The sequence below is a fragment of the Costertonia aggregata genome, assembly GCF_013402795.1.
Taxonomy (GTDB): Bacteria; Bacteroidota; Bacteroidia; order Flavobacteriales; family Flavobacteriaceae; genus Costertonia; species Costertonia aggregata.
In genome coordinates, this window is sequence record NZ_CP058595.1 from 1,438,030 (window position 1) to 1,453,985 (window position 15,956).

Here is a 15,956-nt window from a genome sequence, read left to right on the forward strand (position 1 = left end):
ATTCATCTTCCCCAACCTGCACCCGCTTCGCCTTTTTGCAGGGCTCTGACTTCGGCAATATCCTTTGGCGGGTTCAACCATTTCGGCTTGTCCTTTTTTGCCCAAGCCAATAGTTTTTCAGGAAACTCTTCGAGACTCTCAACTCGCCACGAGTGCAACTGAATAATTGCCTTCTTATCTGGCATACCGGCCCAAGGCGGTAAAGAGCCATAACGCTGCCAAGCCATTTGATGGGGTTCATCAACACTACCTTCCGGTTGAATGAAGAAATCGTAATTTTCCCATGCCTGATATTGCTTTCCCGTGGGTAAGGGAAAATCCAAATACACTTGTGCGTTGTAGATGTACCCGCTTCCCATTTTCCGATATGGTATCCCATCTTTCGACTCTATGATTTGAACACGGTCACCCACCCCTTGTTCAACATCCCCATAAATTCTTTCATTTTCCAACCTATAGGTAATCATCTGATAGGGATAGGCTATAGGGGTTACGGGCTGTCCATTATATTCGGTAAGGACTTCCCCTGTATCAGGGTCGGTATAGGCAAATGTTTTTCTGGTCAAATGGGTAACCTTTCCATCCGCTTCATCGGGCCAGATGATGGTAGAACTATCAAAACCGATCATACCGAACAATTTTTTCCCGGAAGGATATTCATAAACGGCACCATCGGCGACCCAATGTACCGGCTCACCTGTTCCGGCCCTAGCATCGACCCAATTTTTTAAAACTTCGGGCGCATTTTGGTAAGAAGCTTTATCGGCCCATGGGTGCACAGCTTCTGGTTGGGAATCCTCTGATTCCATTGCTACCGCCGACTTATCATTTTCTTTGCATCCGATTATAACGAAAAACATACCTAAATACAGTATAGACTTCATAATGTTGATTTTTAATATTTCAAATTAGTTGATAGACCTTAAATATACTTAAAATTAGTTAACTTTATTAACTAATTTTTTATTTAACCTTTATATTAAATCTGAATACAATGAATGTTTTAATTGTACATGCGCATGAGAACCCTGATTCTTTTTCCAGCAGTTTGGCCAAATTGGCAATTGATTTTTTTGAAGAAGCTGGGCACTCGGTATCAATTTCAGATTTATATCAAAAAGGTTTTAATCCTATTGCTGGAAAGCACGATTTCAAAAGTATCACAAATGAGACCTATTACAAGTATGCCCTAGAACAGTTCAATGCCAGTAACCTCAACTCCTTCGCCGAAGATATACAAGAAGAAATGAATCTCTTGAAAAAGGCCGACGTTTTGATTTTTAATTTTCCATTGTGGTGGTTTGGAATGCCAGCCATATTAAAAGGATGGGTAGATAGGGTTTTGGCCTATGGTTTTGCTTATGGAGGGGATCACGGGCTATATAAAGAAGGTAGGTTTAAAGAAAAGAAAGCATTTCTTAGCATCACTACGGGGAGTCCAGCATCTTTTTACACTAATAATGGGACACATGCACGCCCCCTGAAAAACATACTCCGTAACATAAACGAGGGCATTTTGGGCTTGGTTGGCTTCGAAGTAATCCCACCCTTTATCTGTTATTCGGTCTCAAGAATTTCTAATGACCAACGCAAAGCCATACTTGACAAGTATAGCACTTTTTTGTCTCTAAACTTTAAGAAGGGATTTTAGCGATATTTCAGGTTTCAAATATCAAGCTTAAAGATAATACCCTATAATTACCGTATACTCGATAAATCTTTAAAAAATATAACCTTAAACAGCAAAATCGATATTTCTCAAAAAAAAATAGTTAATTATATTAACCATTAATGTAATTAATTATTATATTGGTTCAATATTTAAGAGTTTTTTAACGTATCAAAAAGACAATGTAAAGCCTTAAGTCTTTAAAAATGGGCAAAGTAAACTAATTCTAAACCAATAATTTGAACCTTATGAAAACTAAGAAATTTATGAGTTTGTTCTGTTTATTCAGTTTTTTATTGTGTTCGGCGGGGGTCTTTGCCCAAAGCACAATTACAGGAACGGTGACAGATGACAAGAATGACCCAATTTTGGGTGCAACGGTACAAGTTCAAGGCACATCAACCGGTGTGTTGACTGACAACAACGGAAACTTTAGTATTGAAGCCTCAACGGGTGATGTACTTATTATTTCTTACATCGGTTATGGGCGAAAAAAAGTAGAAGTAACAGGACCTACCGTAAATGTTCAACTCAAGGAAGACGTGAGCCTTCTAAACGAAGTAGTTGTTTCCTCAACAAGAAGGCCAGTTCGCAAATTACAAGCAACTACATCTATCAACACTGTAGGCATTGAACAAATTGAGTCGAAGCAACCAGAATCTTTTACGGAAGCAATAGAAAACACCCCTGGTGTAACTGTTGATAATTCATCGGGTAGGAAAGGTACTTTTAGAATACGTGGTTTCCCGGGAGGAAATACTTACACCACTACTTTAATTGACGGTTTACCTGCTTCGGGAACTGCCAATCTTTCTGGTGGAACACAAGAGTTTTATGGAATTGATCCAAATGTAGAACGTATTGAGGTTGTTCGCGGCGCAGCTGCGACTCTTTTTGGTAGAGCGGCTGCCGCAGGTGCGGTTAATATTATTTCTCGTACCGGTGGAGAAAAACATAGTGGTTCTTTTTCATTTCTTAAATACAATAATGTTTCAGGTGAAGGACACCAGTATGATGGTGATGTTGACTATAGAGCAGATTGGAATTTAAATGGTCCTTTAAGTGATAAATTACGCTACAATATTGGCGGTTATGTAATTAATGATTCCGGTAATAAAGAACAAGCAAACAAAGATGTTGGTGCGCAGATAAGGGCTAATGTAGATTGGTTAATTGGTGAAAATTCCAACATTAGAATTTCAGGTGCTTATTTTAACAATCAATTTCAAAATGTCACTGATGCTGTGTTTGATTTAGAGACCGGTGAAATAGCGGAGGGGTGGAGCACTAGAAACGTGTTTTATAACGACCCTAGACAATTGTTCAATCCTGATGGTATTGTAGCGGCAGGAGGTGAGCCAGTACTTGATACCAATGGAAACGTAATTAGAAATAACCCTGCAGACAATAGGGAAGAGACCACAGGTGGAAACTTAAGTATTGACGGCCTTTTCGACTTGGGCAGTGGCTGGTCCATCAACCAAAAGTTAAAATATCAGGATATACAGTTCGACGACATAAATGAAATTGGTCTAACCGGTTTCTTTACAGCGGAAAGTAATATCCTGAGGTTTCAATCAGGTGCTCGTAACCAAATAAGGGATATTATTTCTGAAACCCGATTTTCTAAATTTATTGACGGGGATAAAACCGATCACAACATAAGCTTTGGATTATACCTCAGTGACTCTCAAAGGGACCGCTTGGGTATAAATTATCTTTATCGCTCTACTGTGAGTCCAAGACCCGATTTCTTTGGTGGTTTTTTTGGACCCCCTGCACCACTCTCAAATAATTCCTCTATTTCGGGAACCACCTCACATAGAGAGGAAAAGAGTACCGGTTTGTTCATAGGCGACGAAATGGTCATTAATGAAAAGCTGAGTCTCAACATTGGTTTTAGATATGATTGGCTAACAGCCTCTTTCTCAAACGATCCTGAAAAATTAAGAAGAAGAGATATCGATTATGACCCGGCGGAAGTGCTCGTGAACGAACAAAAGTTCAATGATTATTCAGGTTCTATCGGAGCAAATTATCTCATAGGCGAAAACTCTGCAATCTATGCGAATTACTTAAGAGCGTTCTCTCTTAACGCAGTAACTAATATTAATCAGGTTGAAATCGAAGATAACGAAGTAATCAACAATCTTGAAATAGGTTACCGCGCCGGTTTGGGTGATTTGGTTTTAGATGCAACTTTCTTCAACACAAAAATCGATAATAGACTTGCAAGTGTTTTTGATGCTGACTTGGCTGAGTTTGTTCAGCGACCTGCTGGCTCAAATAAAATTATCGGTGGTGAAATAGCCTTGAGTTACACACCAAAGGCTATACAAGGTCTTTTAATCAGCGGTAGCTATACCAGACAAAACTCAGAATATGAGAATTTTATTATTCCTTTGAGCACGAATAGCTCCGGTGAGATAAATGCGGACCTGGATAATTTATTTGGTCTTGATTTAGTACAAGATGGCACTGCTGTTAATGTTGGTGGTTTACAAGTACAAGAAACGCCTAGAAACATTTATAATATTTTAATTGCTTACAATAGAAACAGATGGGGTGTTGACTTCAGTGGATTTAGCTATACTGGAGCTTTTGGAGATATTTTCAATCTTTACGAAAAACCGGACATCTCTATTTTTAATGTTGGAAGTTATGTGACTTTTCCTATGGGAACCGATGAGCTAAGATTAAGTTTAAGGATAAAAAATATATTTGATAATGCTAGTCCTCAAGATTTATTTGTCTCATCTGCTGACGATAGTGTTCTTTTAGAAAGACAAAATAATCCTGATCCGACCGGAAGACTAGCTTGGTCAACATTTGTTAATCCAAAAAGAGTACTATTCACTATAGGTTATAAATTTTAAAATCAAGTTTGAGTTAGTTTAAGTACTGAAGCGGACGATTCAATTGAGAATCGTCCGCTTTTAAATTTCGGAGAAAATATCAAATAGTATCCACAGCCAAGGTTTTTTTATTTTACATAGTTCATATAATTATGGTACGAGCATAAATAGACCTTTATTCCACTCGAAATATGATGTTTTTCGGTTTGACGTGTCGAGAGTATTCGAACTTAATTCATTGATAATAAAATAACTATCAGACCCAGACCGCTACTTAAATGAAAAGGCAAGTGTTGACTAGTCTTGATTAAATTGATACGATTTTAAATCAGGCTCAACCAATCTATTTATGATTTCGTTTCCGTTTTTAAGAATAATAAAACGGGCAGAAGCCTTTACTACACCAACATTTTTGGCATGGTGATACACATTGAAAGATTTCGCCACGGTCCCATCGCCCAAATCCCAATTGGTATCAAATTCGATGCGAAGGCAGTTTTTAAAATCCCCGGCTAGAACGGTTATGTCTTCATTTTGTACAATTTCTTGTATCAGTGTAAAAACACCTTTGCGCTGACTTCCATCTTTGTAAAAACGTGTGTAATTTACCTTTATATCGAGCTTGGAGCCTTTTTTTTCTTGAGCCTTAAACCAATGTATCGGTTTTTCAAATACGGCGATGCTTCCGTCACTCGAAAAGGTTTCCCCGTGATAGAAAATTCCATTTTTACCTACCGAGAGTAGTTTCGAGGCTTTGGTCGCGTCATAATGCCGAAAGGTCTTTGCTTCCTCATCCAAAATAAATAGCCCTTTTCCATCCTCTCCCTTAAAGTCTGTAAATAGTCTAGTAAATCCGCCTAGAACTTCCTCAATCTTAGAAATATAGTCTCCATCTTTCCACCCATCGGGTGCGGTATATCGCCATTCATTTTGGTCCGCAATAGGATAAAAATCAGTGATGGAAAATGGCTCCTGGCTTATCATTTTAATCCCGCAGAACAAGAAGAAAGCGGTAATGAAGTTTAAATTATAGCGCATTGTATTTTTATTAGGATGGATTTTCTTCAAAGTTCGCCATCGTCTCAGGATAAGCGGTTTGAATCAGTATGGCTTTCTTTCTAAAGTACCGTAAGAATCCGGCATCGCCCATGCGTGAGCCATTGATTCCCGATTCTTTAAAGGAATTCTTTTCGGCATCATAAACTTTATTGGTCAGACTGCCATCATTGATACTGATAGCACCAGCTTCAATCTGTGAAGCAATCGCAAGCGCTTTATCCCTATCTTTTGAAAAAACGGAGGCCGACAAACCGAAAATACTGTCGTTTGCCCATTCCAAAGCCTGATCATCAGTACTGAAAGACATGATGGGTATGAGCGGGCCAAAAGTCTCCTCAACCATCACATCCATATCGTGAGTCACATTGGTCAATACGGTAGGGGCGCACCAGAGTCCACCCTCAATATTTTCGACCTTCCCGCCAGTTAGAATAGTGGCACCCTTGGCTACCGCGTCATCAATCTGCTCTTGAATCTTTTCGGCTTGTTTTTCAAAAATGAGAGGGCCCATTTGCCCTTCATCGGGGTTTGTGGTCAAAGTAACCGCTGCTGCCTTTTTCGTGATTTTTTCCACAAAAGTGTCATAGATGCTTTCATGTACATAAATACGTTCCAAAGATTGACAGGCCTGTCCGGTAGCCCCGACGCAACTACGAAGAACAGCATCGGTGGCCACTTCCAAATCGGCATCGGCCAAAACAATAGCAGGGTCTTTACCGCCCAACTCCAGAAAAGCCGGAATAAAACGTTCGGCACAGACTGCTCCAATCTTCTTGCCCGTCGGCACACTACCTGTGAAGCAAATCGCATCGGAGTTGTTGACAACAGCCTTACCTGTTTCTGCACCGCCTCTGACCAATTTTAAAACCGCTGCCAATTCAGGAACTGCAGCAATGCTCTTTTCGAGTCCATCCATAAAACGGGGCGTAACCTCGCTGGGCTTCAATAAAACACCACAACCCGCCATCAAAGCCGGAATGGTATCAATCAATGCCAATAATAAAGGGAAATTCCATGGGCTTATTACACCTACCAGACCGTAGGGCACCCATTGTTGTCCGATTTGAACGGTTGTCGCTGAAGCTGAAGGCCGCTCTGCTGGCGGATTATATAATTGAGGCGCACGATAAATCCAAGCTTGCATTAAACCGATAATTCCACTTGTCTCCACTTTGGAAATTCTCTTTCGCGCAGTATCAATAGCCAATTGCTCGGCGATTTCCGTTTGAAATTCGGTAAAGCTGCCCAACCATTTTTGTAATACTGCAACACGTTCGCCAATTGCAAGATGTTGCCATGCCTTCTGTGCTGAACGAATTTCTGTTGCCTTCTTTTCAACCATTTCGAGAGCGTCCTCCATCAATTCATAATCGTATTCCCCTGTTCTCGGATTTCGTACCTTCATAGTATCATGTATAAAATTAGTTAATAAAGTTAACTATTATTTTGGATAAACCAGCTTGGTTTCATTAAAATTAGTTAACTTAGTTAACTAATTTTGAAAGCTATTGATTCTTGATGAATGTAAGCAAAATTATACTCGAAGAGCAGGGGCTTCGCGACGGATTTCAAACACTGGAGCACATTATTCCGACAGAAAAAAAATTGGAATATATTGACCGTTTAGTGGATGCTGGTATGACCCGTATTCAAGTGACCTCTTTTGTTCATTCACGATTGGTGCCACAAATGGCAGATGCTGAAGCGGTTTGTTCCCAACTGAACAAAAAAGAAGGGGTTATTTACAGTGGTTTGGTGTTGAATTTAAAAGGTGTGGAAAGAGGTATCGCGGCCGGACTTGACCATTTGGCTTGTTCCATTTCCGCTAGCGATACCCATAGTCAAAAGAATGCGAGATTGATGCTAGATGAAGCCAAAAATGCTTTCAAAGAAATGGTCTCGCTATCCAAATCAAATGGCATTACCGTTCGGGGAGGAATTCAATGTGCCTTCGGGTGTCGCTACGAAGGCCATATCGATGCAAATCATGTATTGGATATGGTAGACCATCATCTAGATACGGGAATCGATGAATTGGCCCTTGCTGATTCCACAGGAATGGGAAACCCGAAGCAATTGGGTGAGCTCATGCAAAAAGTGGTTGAAAAAGCAGGTGACATTCCCGTGATTTTGCATTTACACAATACAGAAAATAAAGGCTATTCCAATTTCTATGCAGCAACGGAAGCCGGGGTTCGCATTTTTGATACGGCCTTCGGCGGATTGGGTGGATGTCCTTTCATCAAAAGTGCTACCGGCAATATCGCTACAGAAGATACCGCACATGCCGCACACCAGATGGGTTATGAAACAGGGTTGGATATTCCTAAAATAGCAGAAATCAGTAGAGACTTGGAAACAACATTGGGACACAAACTCCCCGGACAGTTGTACCAGTTATTAGATAAGGAAGACATTAAAATGATTTAATGGGACAAACAATTTCAGAAAAAATTATATCGAATCACATAGGCAAAAAAGTATATGCCGGCGAACTCGTTGTTAGTGAAGTAGATGGCTGTATGGCCAGTGACACTACCGGGCCTCTGACGATAAAGGCCTTTCACGAGATGGGCGGAAAAAAGGTTTTTAGTCCTGATAAGTGTGCGTTGATAATTGACCATGCGGCGCCATCACCCAATGAACGAATTGCAAATTTGCATAAAATGATGCGCGATTTTGCCAAAGAACAAGGCATGCGGTTATTTGAAATTGGGGAAGGTATTTGCCACCAGGTCATGGTAGAAAACGCCTATGTAAAACCCGGGAATATTTTTATCGGGGCGGATTCACACACGCCAACGTATGGAGCCTTGAACGCATTTGCCTGTGGAGTCGGTTCTACAGATCTAGCAGCAACCATGATGACTGGAAAAATCTGGTTGAAAGTCCCACAAACGATTCAAATCAATTGTTCGGGAAAACTTCAGGAAGGCGTTACGGCAAAAGATTTAATTCTCTTTTTGGTTGGAAAAGTAACGGTTTCAGGAGCTACCTATCAAGCCATTGAATTTACCGGAGAAACTTTTGAAAGATTGAGTTTGGCAAGCCGAATGACCGTTGCCAATATGTCCTCCGAAATGGGAGCAAAAACGGGAATCGTTCACCCTAAGGGATTGAAATTGGATTATGATTTTGAAGCGATTACTCCCGATGAAGATGCCAATTATATCAAAACATTTGATTTTGATGTCGCCGGATTGGAGCCTCAAGTTAGTGCGCCGGAATCTCCAGATAACGTGCATAATATTTCAAACTATGAAGGCACAAAAATCAACTACGCTTTTATAGGAACCTGCTGTAATGGCCGATTAGAGGATTTAAATATTGCTGCCGAAATATTAAAAGGAAAGAAAATACATCCCGATGTGCGGATGGTGATTGCGCCTGCATCACAAAGCGTTTTGTTAGATGCCATTAGTAATGGTACGATGAGCACCTTGATTGAGGCTGGCGCATCATTAATTACTTCCGGTTGTGGGCCTTGCGTTGGTACGCATCAAGGAGTTCCCGCAGACGGTGAAGTTGTGATATCCGCAGCGAATAGAAATTTCAGGGGCCGTATGGGGAATCCGAATTCCAACATCTATTTGGGCGCACCTTCAACGGTTGCCGCATCCGCGTTGGAAGGGCAAATTGTGAATCCTAAAAAATACTTGGTGTAATATGAGTGGAGTACAGACAACTATCAAAGCAAAAGCACACGTGTATGGTGACCATATAGACACCGACCGTATCATCCCTGGGAAATATACCAAAACTTTGGACATGACCACCTTGGCCAATCATGTGCTGGAAGATTTAGACCCCAATTTTAATAAGATTGTCCAACAAGGCGATATTCTGGTCGCAGGCATCAATTTTGGCTGTGGCTCTTCCCGGGAACAAGCACCTTTGGCCTTAAAAAAATCCGGAGTTTCTGTTGTTATCGCCAAAGACTTCGCCAGAATTTTTTTTAGAAACGCCATCAATATAGGACTTCCCGTTTTGGAAATCGCCGACCATAATATCCAAAAAGGAGCCGAGCTAGACATTGATTTGAAATCAGGTATTGTAAAAGACTTGACTGTAGATGTGACCTACACCGCTACTAAACTTCCAGATATCATGATCAATATTTTGAGTGAAGGTGGCTTGGTAAATTACTTAACCAAATATGGAGATTACTCCCTTTGATGATGAGTAGAATTGCACCAATTTTAGATTATGAAACCAGTGAGTTAGCACCTCTTTTTGAGCAAGCTGAAAAGTGGATGGGCTTTCAACCCAACGATGGTTTAATTATGGCACATAAACCAAATTTGCTGATTTCATTTTTTACGTTGGCAAAAGCGGTCTATGACGAAGGCTATGTTAATTCGGGTTTAAAACGAATGATCGGTCATGTTGCCAGCCTTTCGGCAGGATGTGAATATTGTAGCGCTCATACCGCCTATAGTGCTGGAAAACATGGTGTTTCTGAAGAAAAAATGAAGTCCATTTGGAATTTTCAGACCTCTCCCCTGTTTTCTGATAAGGAAAAAGCCGCTTTAAATCTCGCGTTGAAATCGAGCATAGTACCGAATCAAGTATCAGATGAAGATTTTGACGAATTGAAAAAACATTTTTGTGATGCGGCCATCGTCGAAATCATGGGTGTTATCTCACTCTTTGGATTTCTAAACCGATGGAACAGCACCTTCAAAACCGAGTTGGAAATCCTACCAAAAAAAGCATACGAATCCATAAAAACAACTGAAAATGCATAGCGCACCCCTAAAAGGTATAAAAGTATTGGAATTTACGCATGCCGTGATGGGGCCATGTACAGGTTTGCTATTGGCCGATATGGGTGCTGAAGTAGTACATATAGAACCTACAAAAGGGGACAATACAAGAAGGTTGAAAGGTTTTGGAACGGGTTATTTTTGGTTTTACAACCGTAACAAAAAAAGTTTGGCTATTGATTTAAAATCGGAAGAAGGCATTCAACTCATTTATGACTTGGTCAAGGAATACGATATCGTGGTCGAAAATTTCGGTCCGGGTACGATGGATCGACTTGGTCTTGGCTATGACAAACTCAAAACACTGAATAGCAAACTGATTTACTGTTCCTTAAAAGGTTTTTTAAGTGGCCCCTATGAGAAAAGACACGCTATGGATGAAGTTGTTCAAATGATGGGCGGCCTCGCTTACATGACCGGTCGTGAAGGTGACCCATTGCGCGCCGGGACTTCCGTTATCGATATTACAGGAGGAATGTTCGGCTATATCGGTATTCTGCAAGCCTTGTACGAACGTGAAAAATCGGGCGAAGGCGGATTCGTAAAATCCGCACTTTTCGAAACTTGCGCCTTTTTAATGGGGCAACATATGGCCTACGCTTCGCAGATTGATTATGAGATTCCGCCGATGCCATCCCGCGTGAGCGCATGGTCTATTTACAAAGTGTTCGATACCAAAGACGATAGTAAAGTATTTGTGGGCATCATTAGCGAAAAGCATTGGGCGCGATTGTGCGAGGTATTCGAATGGAGTGATTGGGGGAGCGATGAGCGTTTAGAAACGAATAACAAGCGAATAGATGAACGCGATTGGTTTTTGCCGGCACTTGATGAACGTTTTAAAGCCTTTACCAAACAAGAAATCATTGACCGGTGTGATAGAGGACATATTCCATTCGCCCCAATTAGTCAGCCCGAAGATTTGTTTGATGACCTACAGTTGAATGAAGGAGATAGCTTATTGAGTGTTGCCATGCCGAATGGAAAAATAACAAAACTCCCTAAATTTCCATTGGAATACAAAGGAACACGTTCAGGCATTCGCATGGATCCCCCAAAAATAGGCGAACATACTGCCGAGGTTTTAAAAGAACTGAATATTGATGACGATGCCATTGCGAAAATGGTCGCAGCAGGAATAATAAAAACAGAATAGCAATATGAAAGGCACAAAAATGCAACCCACCGATAAAACGGCCAAAGAACTTTATTTTGAGGTTAAGGCAAATCCTGCAAGGAAACGTTTTGGTCTTGGTAAAAAGGCTTGTTTGGTCAATATCGATATTCAAAAGGCTTATACACGAACCGACCTCTTTAAAACCGCCTATGAAGCAGACCCCAAACAGTTGGATTATGTAAATGAACTCGCAGCAAAATTTAGAAAACTAGGTTGGCCCGTAGTTTGGACGAACGTAGCCTATATGGATTCTGCTGCTGACGCGGGAATCTGGGGCACACGAACTAACACGCCCGATAGTTTGCAAAATATCAAGTTTGGTTCGGAGCGTTCCGAGTTGGATGACCGCTTGATTTTAGACCGTTCTACGGATGTTTTCTACGAGAAGAAAATGCCTTCTCCCTTTTTTGAAACACCCTTACAATCCCTTTTAGTTTGGCACCAAGTAGATACGGTAATATTAACTGGAGGCTCTACGTCAGGTTGCGTAAGAGCTGCAGGTGTAGATTCGCTTTCTAGAGGATATCGCACGATAATTCCTGAGGAATGTGTTGCTGATAAACACGAAAGTTACCACTATGCGAATTTGACGGATTTATCATTGAAATACTGTGATGTGATGGAGGTTAAAGAGGTTTTTGAGTGGTTGGATAATGTAAAATAAACTTATTGTTCGTTCAAGCATGGTAGAGAACCATTTTAAAGGCTTGACGTTGCAAGTAGGTCTCGGCTGTGCTCGACCAGACAAATTGAACTCAAATTTTTGAACTTGAATTATGAAAGAAGACCCTGGATATTATGACTATTGGCCCTATGAAAATCGGCCAAAGATTCAGTGGCCCAATGGTGCCAAAGTCGCTTTTTGGGTAGCACCCAATATTGAGTTTTATGAGTTGAATCCACCCGATAATCCGTTTCGGAAACCTTGGCCACAACCTAGTCCAGCTCTACCAGGCTACACATGCCGCGATTGGGGAAATCGTGTGGGCCATGTTCGCCAAATGGAACTTCTAGAGAAGTATGGCATTCGGGGTTCGATATCATTGTCAACGGCCTTGTGTGACCATCATCCTGAAATCATTGAAATGTGCAAGGAACGCAACTGGGAGTTCTTTAGCCACGGTATCTATAACACACGCTATACCTACGGAATGACCGAAGCCCAAGAACGCGAAATGATCAAAGATTCCATTGAGACCATTTACAAACATACCAATCAAAAATGTGCGGGTTATTTAGCTCCTGCCCTATCACACTCAGAAAACACTTTGGATTTGTTTGCGGAAGTTGGTACCGAACTTTTTGGGGATGAGGCGGGAATTTATTCCTGCGACTTGTTCCATGATGACCAACCTACCCCGATTCACTTGAGAAGTGGGAAAAAGTTTGCTTCTATTCCGTATTCATTGGAAATGAACGATACCATCGCCTATTTAGTACAAAAAATCACTCCTAGAAGATACGGCAAAGAACTCAAAGACAACTTCGACAGATTATATGCCGAGGGAGCTGAAAATGGAACGATAATGTGTATTCCAACGCACAACTACCAAGTGAGCAACGCCCACCGCATCAAAGCCTATGAAGAAGCCCTAGAATATATTACCGGGCATTCCGATGTTTGGGTAACTACAGGAAAGGAAATTGCACAGTACTTTTTAGACAACTATTACGATATGGCGATGGTTGATATCAAATCAAAAAATAAGAAATATGGCAACGCTTAACGACGATTATTTGAAATATCCCGAGCGTTCCTATGGCATGGACCATGACCGGTACGAATGGTCAATGCTACAAAACCGAAAGGCGGTAGAATGGCCTAATGAAAAGAAGATCGCACTTTGGGTCAATGTGGGATTGCAATTTTTTCCGCTGAATCAAAAAGGAATTCCATTTAAGGTTCCTGGCGGAATGACAAAACCGTATCCTGATTTAAGACATTACAGTTTACGGGATTATGGCAATCGTGTGGGTATTTATCGCTTTTTGAAAGCTTTTGACAACTACGATATCACGCCGACATTTGCCATGAATACAAGATTGGCAGAACGCATCCCATATTTGGCAAATACCATTATAGAACGTGGCGATGAAATTATGTGCCATGGTTTTGACATGGATAAGTTGCATTACGGTGGACAAGACCCGTCCGAAGAGAAAGAACTTATCAAAATGTCATTAGATAGACTACGCAACTTAACCGGACAAGATATCACTGGATGGATCAGTCCTGCAAAAAATGAATCCGAAAATACTCCGGACATTCTTGCTGAAAACGGCATCAACCATTTCTGTGATTGGGTAAATGATGATATGCCCTATGAGTTCAATACCAAAAATGGGATGTTGACCGCTATGCCCTTACCAACGGAACTCGATGATTATTTCATTATCAATAACAACCTACATTCCGCAGAAGATTGGGCCGACCAAGTAGATGATGCGTTTGAGTTCTTGTTGCAAGAAAGCAAATCTTCAGGAGGTAGAGTTTTAGGTTTAAATATTCACCCGTGGGTGTTGGGGCAACCACATCGCATTCAGTACCTTGAACGTGTATTGGAAAAATTAGGTAGCCATGCCGATGTATGGTCGACCTCAGCGGTAAGTATAGCCAATACGTGGAAGAATCAGCAAAATTAAAGATTAGTGTCAAAAATATAATACATGGCTCCTTCTCTAGCACGGGAAAGAACTTACAACGAATCAACCAATGACCGAATTCCTTTCCGCCTACATCCCAACCATTTTACAAATTCTCCTTTTTTTGGTGATGTTCGGTATGGGCATGACGCTGACCATTCCAGATTTTACAAGAGTTGGGGTTGCCCCAAAAGCGGTTTTTACCGGTCTGGTCAATCAAATTATTCTAGTGCCGCTCATTGCCTACGTTATTGTCTTATTCATCCCTATGGAACCCATGATGGCCATGGGCTTGATGGTATGCGCCTGCAGCCCGGGTGGAGCGGTTTCCAATTTGTTCTCCTATTTGTCCAAGGGAGATACGGCCTTGTCCATTACGTTGACCGCCATCAGTAGTATTGTTACTATTTTCACAATTCCGTTGATAATTAATTTTTCCTTGGATGCGATATTGGGAACGGTATCGAAAAGCATTCAACTTCCGTTGGGAAAAACCATTTTCAATATTTTCAAGCTTACCGCCCTACCCGTTTTCCTAGGGATGTTCATCAATTACAAATTTCCCGCTACGGCGAAAAAAAGCAAACCTGCCATCAAATGGGGTTCTATTACGGTAATTGTTCTTGCCTTGATTTTTATGATTTTGAAATTGGAGGAAATCGGTGATAGTTGGTCTCTTCTTAAGGCCACTTTCCTTAGTGTTATATTACTTAATTTAGGCACCTTGGCCATCGGTTTTTTTAGTGCAAAATCACTGAAATTATCAACCAAGCAATCGGCAACCATATCTATAGAAAGTGGTATGCAGAACAACGTATTGGGAATGACTTTAGCAATGTCGCCCGGCTTATTGAACAGCCCCGAGATGGCTGCTACACCTGGTGTGTATGGTGTTGTAATGAGTATCTTTGCCATTGGGGTTATTTATATTTATCGAGGTATGATAGTTAAAGACGAAAAAGCATGAATCTGTATTTGGAGAACAAATTATTTTTAGTGGGGGGCGCAACGAGCGGACTGGGAAAAGCCATTTTGGAGCAGCTAATTTCCGAGGGAGCCAAGGTAATAGCAATCGCTCGAACACAAGAAAAACTAGAAGCTTTACAAAGAACCGATTCTGCAATTGAAATTGTGGTTGGCGACCTGTCCCAACAAGCATTTTTGGATAAAGTCCTACAAAAAATCGGAAATCGCATTTTGACTGGTGCGGTCATTAATTCTGGAGGACCACCGGCAATGCCCGTTATGGAAACTACGCTTTCTGATTGGGATGAAGCTTACAAAACGGTGGTACGTTGGAAGATTGCTTTAACCCAAGCCTTACTTCCTAAAATGATTGATAGTGGTTATGGCAGATTATTATATATAGAGAGTGTATCTACAAAGCAACCTGTAGAAAATCTCGTCTTGAGCAATGCCATGCGATTAGCGGTAACCGGATATGTAAAAACCCTTTCTCAAGAAATCGGAGGTTCAGGAGTAACTCTGAATATACTAGGCCCGGGATACCATGCGACACAACGTATGGAAAATCTTTTTGCGAAAAATAGCGAGTTAAAAGGTATTCCGGAAAAAGAAATTCGAAAAACTTTTTCTGATCAAACAGCTGTAAAGCAAATAGGAAAACCCGAAGATTTTGCCTCGTTGGCCGTTTGGTTGCTTTCTCCGCTTAGCAGTTACATTACAGGCCAGACCCTAACCGTAGATGGTGGTTTGGTAAAAGGCACTATGGGATAATATTTATACTGGCTCTCCTTTACTATGATGACATTGCTTTGTACAATGAG

Annotated in this window: 15 protein-coding genes; 12 read left to right on the forward strand and 3 right to left on the reverse strand. The window is 41.1% G+C overall.

The window, feature by feature from the left end:
• Nucleotides 1-2: 2 nt before the first annotated feature.
• Nucleotides 3-884, reverse strand: a complete 882-nt coding sequence (locus tag HYG79_RS06665; RefSeq protein WP_228027948.1) for a DUF1838 family protein — start codon at nt 882-884, stop codon at nt 3-5.
• Between the two features lie 110 nt (nt 885-994).
• Between HYG79_RS06665 and HYG79_RS06670 the strand changes: the two genes are divergently transcribed.
• Nucleotides 995-1,651, forward strand: coding sequence for an NAD(P)H-dependent oxidoreductase (locus HYG79_RS06670; RefSeq protein ID WP_179241336.1), 657 nt, complete (start codon nt 995-997; stop codon nt 1,649-1,651).
• A 266-nt stretch (nt 1,652-1,917) separates the two neighbouring features.
• On the forward strand, nt 1,918-4,545 hold the full coding sequence (locus HYG79_RS06675; protein ID WP_179241337.1) for a TonB-dependent receptor: 2,628 nt from the start codon (nt 1,918-1,920) through the stop codon (nt 4,543-4,545).
• 276 nt (nt 4,546-4,821) lie between these two features.
• On the opposite strand, the gene HYG79_RS06680 is transcribed toward HYG79_RS06675, so the two are convergent.
• Together HYG79_RS06680 and HYG79_RS06685 are read right to left on the reverse strand one after the other, a co-directional pair.
• Nucleotides 4,822-5,562: a hypothetical protein gene (locus tag HYG79_RS06680; protein ID WP_179241338.1), complete on the reverse strand. Its 741-nt coding sequence runs from the start codon at nt 5,560-5,562 to the stop codon at nt 4,822-4,824.
• A 10-nt stretch (nt 5,563-5,572) separates the two neighbouring features.
• A complete protein-coding gene (locus HYG79_RS06685; RefSeq protein WP_228027949.1) occupies nt 5,573-6,988 on the reverse strand; it encodes an aldehyde dehydrogenase family protein in 1,416 nt (471 codons plus the stop codon).
• 113 nt (nt 6,989-7,101) lie between these two features.
• Here HYG79_RS06685 and HYG79_RS06690 point away from each other — a divergent pair, with 113 nt between their 5' ends.
• The 10 genes from HYG79_RS06690 to HYG79_RS06735 all read left to right on the forward strand — a co-directional run bounded on the left by HYG79_RS06690 (nt 7,102) and on the right by HYG79_RS06735 (nt 15,906).
• Entirely contained in the window at nt 7,102-8,013 is a 912-nt protein-coding gene (locus tag HYG79_RS06690; RefSeq protein ID WP_179241339.1) for a hydroxymethylglutaryl-CoA lyase, read from the forward strand.
• Nucleotides 8,013-9,248, forward strand: coding sequence for a 3-isopropylmalate dehydratase large subunit (locus HYG79_RS06695; protein WP_179241340.1), 1,236 nt, complete (start codon nt 8,013-8,015; stop codon nt 9,246-9,248). Before HYG79_RS06690 ends, HYG79_RS06695 begins: the two co-directional genes overlap by 1 nt.
• 1 nt (nt 9,249) lies before the next feature.
• Nucleotides 9,250-9,759 carry a 3-isopropylmalate dehydratase small subunit gene (locus HYG79_RS06700; protein ID WP_179241341.1) on the forward strand — a complete coding sequence of 170 codons (510 nt, stop codon included), beginning with the start codon at nt 9,250-9,252 and terminating at the stop codon, nt 9,757-9,759.
• A complete protein-coding gene (locus tag HYG79_RS06705) occupies nt 9,759-10,331 on the forward strand; it encodes a carboxymuconolactone decarboxylase family protein (RefSeq protein WP_179241342.1) in 573 nt (190 codons plus the stop codon). The genes HYG79_RS06700 and HYG79_RS06705 overlap by 1 nt, the downstream gene beginning before the upstream one ends.
• On the forward strand, nt 10,324-11,505 hold the full coding sequence (locus HYG79_RS06710) for a CaiB/BaiF CoA transferase family protein (protein ID WP_179241343.1): 1,182 nt from the start codon (nt 10,324-10,326) through the stop codon (nt 11,503-11,505). Before HYG79_RS06705 ends, HYG79_RS06710 begins: the two co-directional genes overlap by 8 nt.
• A gap of 4 nt (nt 11,506-11,509) precedes the next feature.
• Nucleotides 11,510-12,190: an isochorismatase family protein gene (locus tag HYG79_RS06715; RefSeq protein ID WP_228027950.1), complete on the forward strand. Its 681-nt coding sequence runs from the start codon at nt 11,510-11,512 to the stop codon at nt 12,188-12,190.
• 112 nt (nt 12,191-12,302) lie between these two features.
• Entirely contained in the window at nt 12,303-13,253 is a 951-nt protein-coding gene (locus HYG79_RS06720; RefSeq protein ID WP_179241344.1) for a polysaccharide deacetylase family protein, read from the forward strand.
• Nucleotides 13,240-14,169, forward strand: a complete 930-nt coding sequence (locus HYG79_RS06725) for a polysaccharide deacetylase family protein (protein WP_179241345.1) — start codon at nt 13,240-13,242, stop codon at nt 14,167-14,169. Before HYG79_RS06720 ends, HYG79_RS06725 begins: the two co-directional genes overlap by 14 nt.
• A 70-nt stretch (nt 14,170-14,239) precedes the next feature.
• Nucleotides 14,240-15,136: a bile acid:sodium symporter family protein gene (locus HYG79_RS06730; RefSeq protein WP_179241346.1), complete on the forward strand. Its 897-nt coding sequence runs from the start codon at nt 14,240-14,242 to the stop codon at nt 15,134-15,136.
• Nucleotides 15,133-15,906, forward strand: a complete 774-nt coding sequence (locus HYG79_RS06735) for an SDR family oxidoreductase (RefSeq protein WP_179241347.1) — start codon at nt 15,133-15,135, stop codon at nt 15,904-15,906. The genes HYG79_RS06730 and HYG79_RS06735 overlap by 4 nt, the downstream gene beginning before the upstream one ends.
• Nucleotides 15,907-15,956 lie beyond the last annotated feature (50 nt).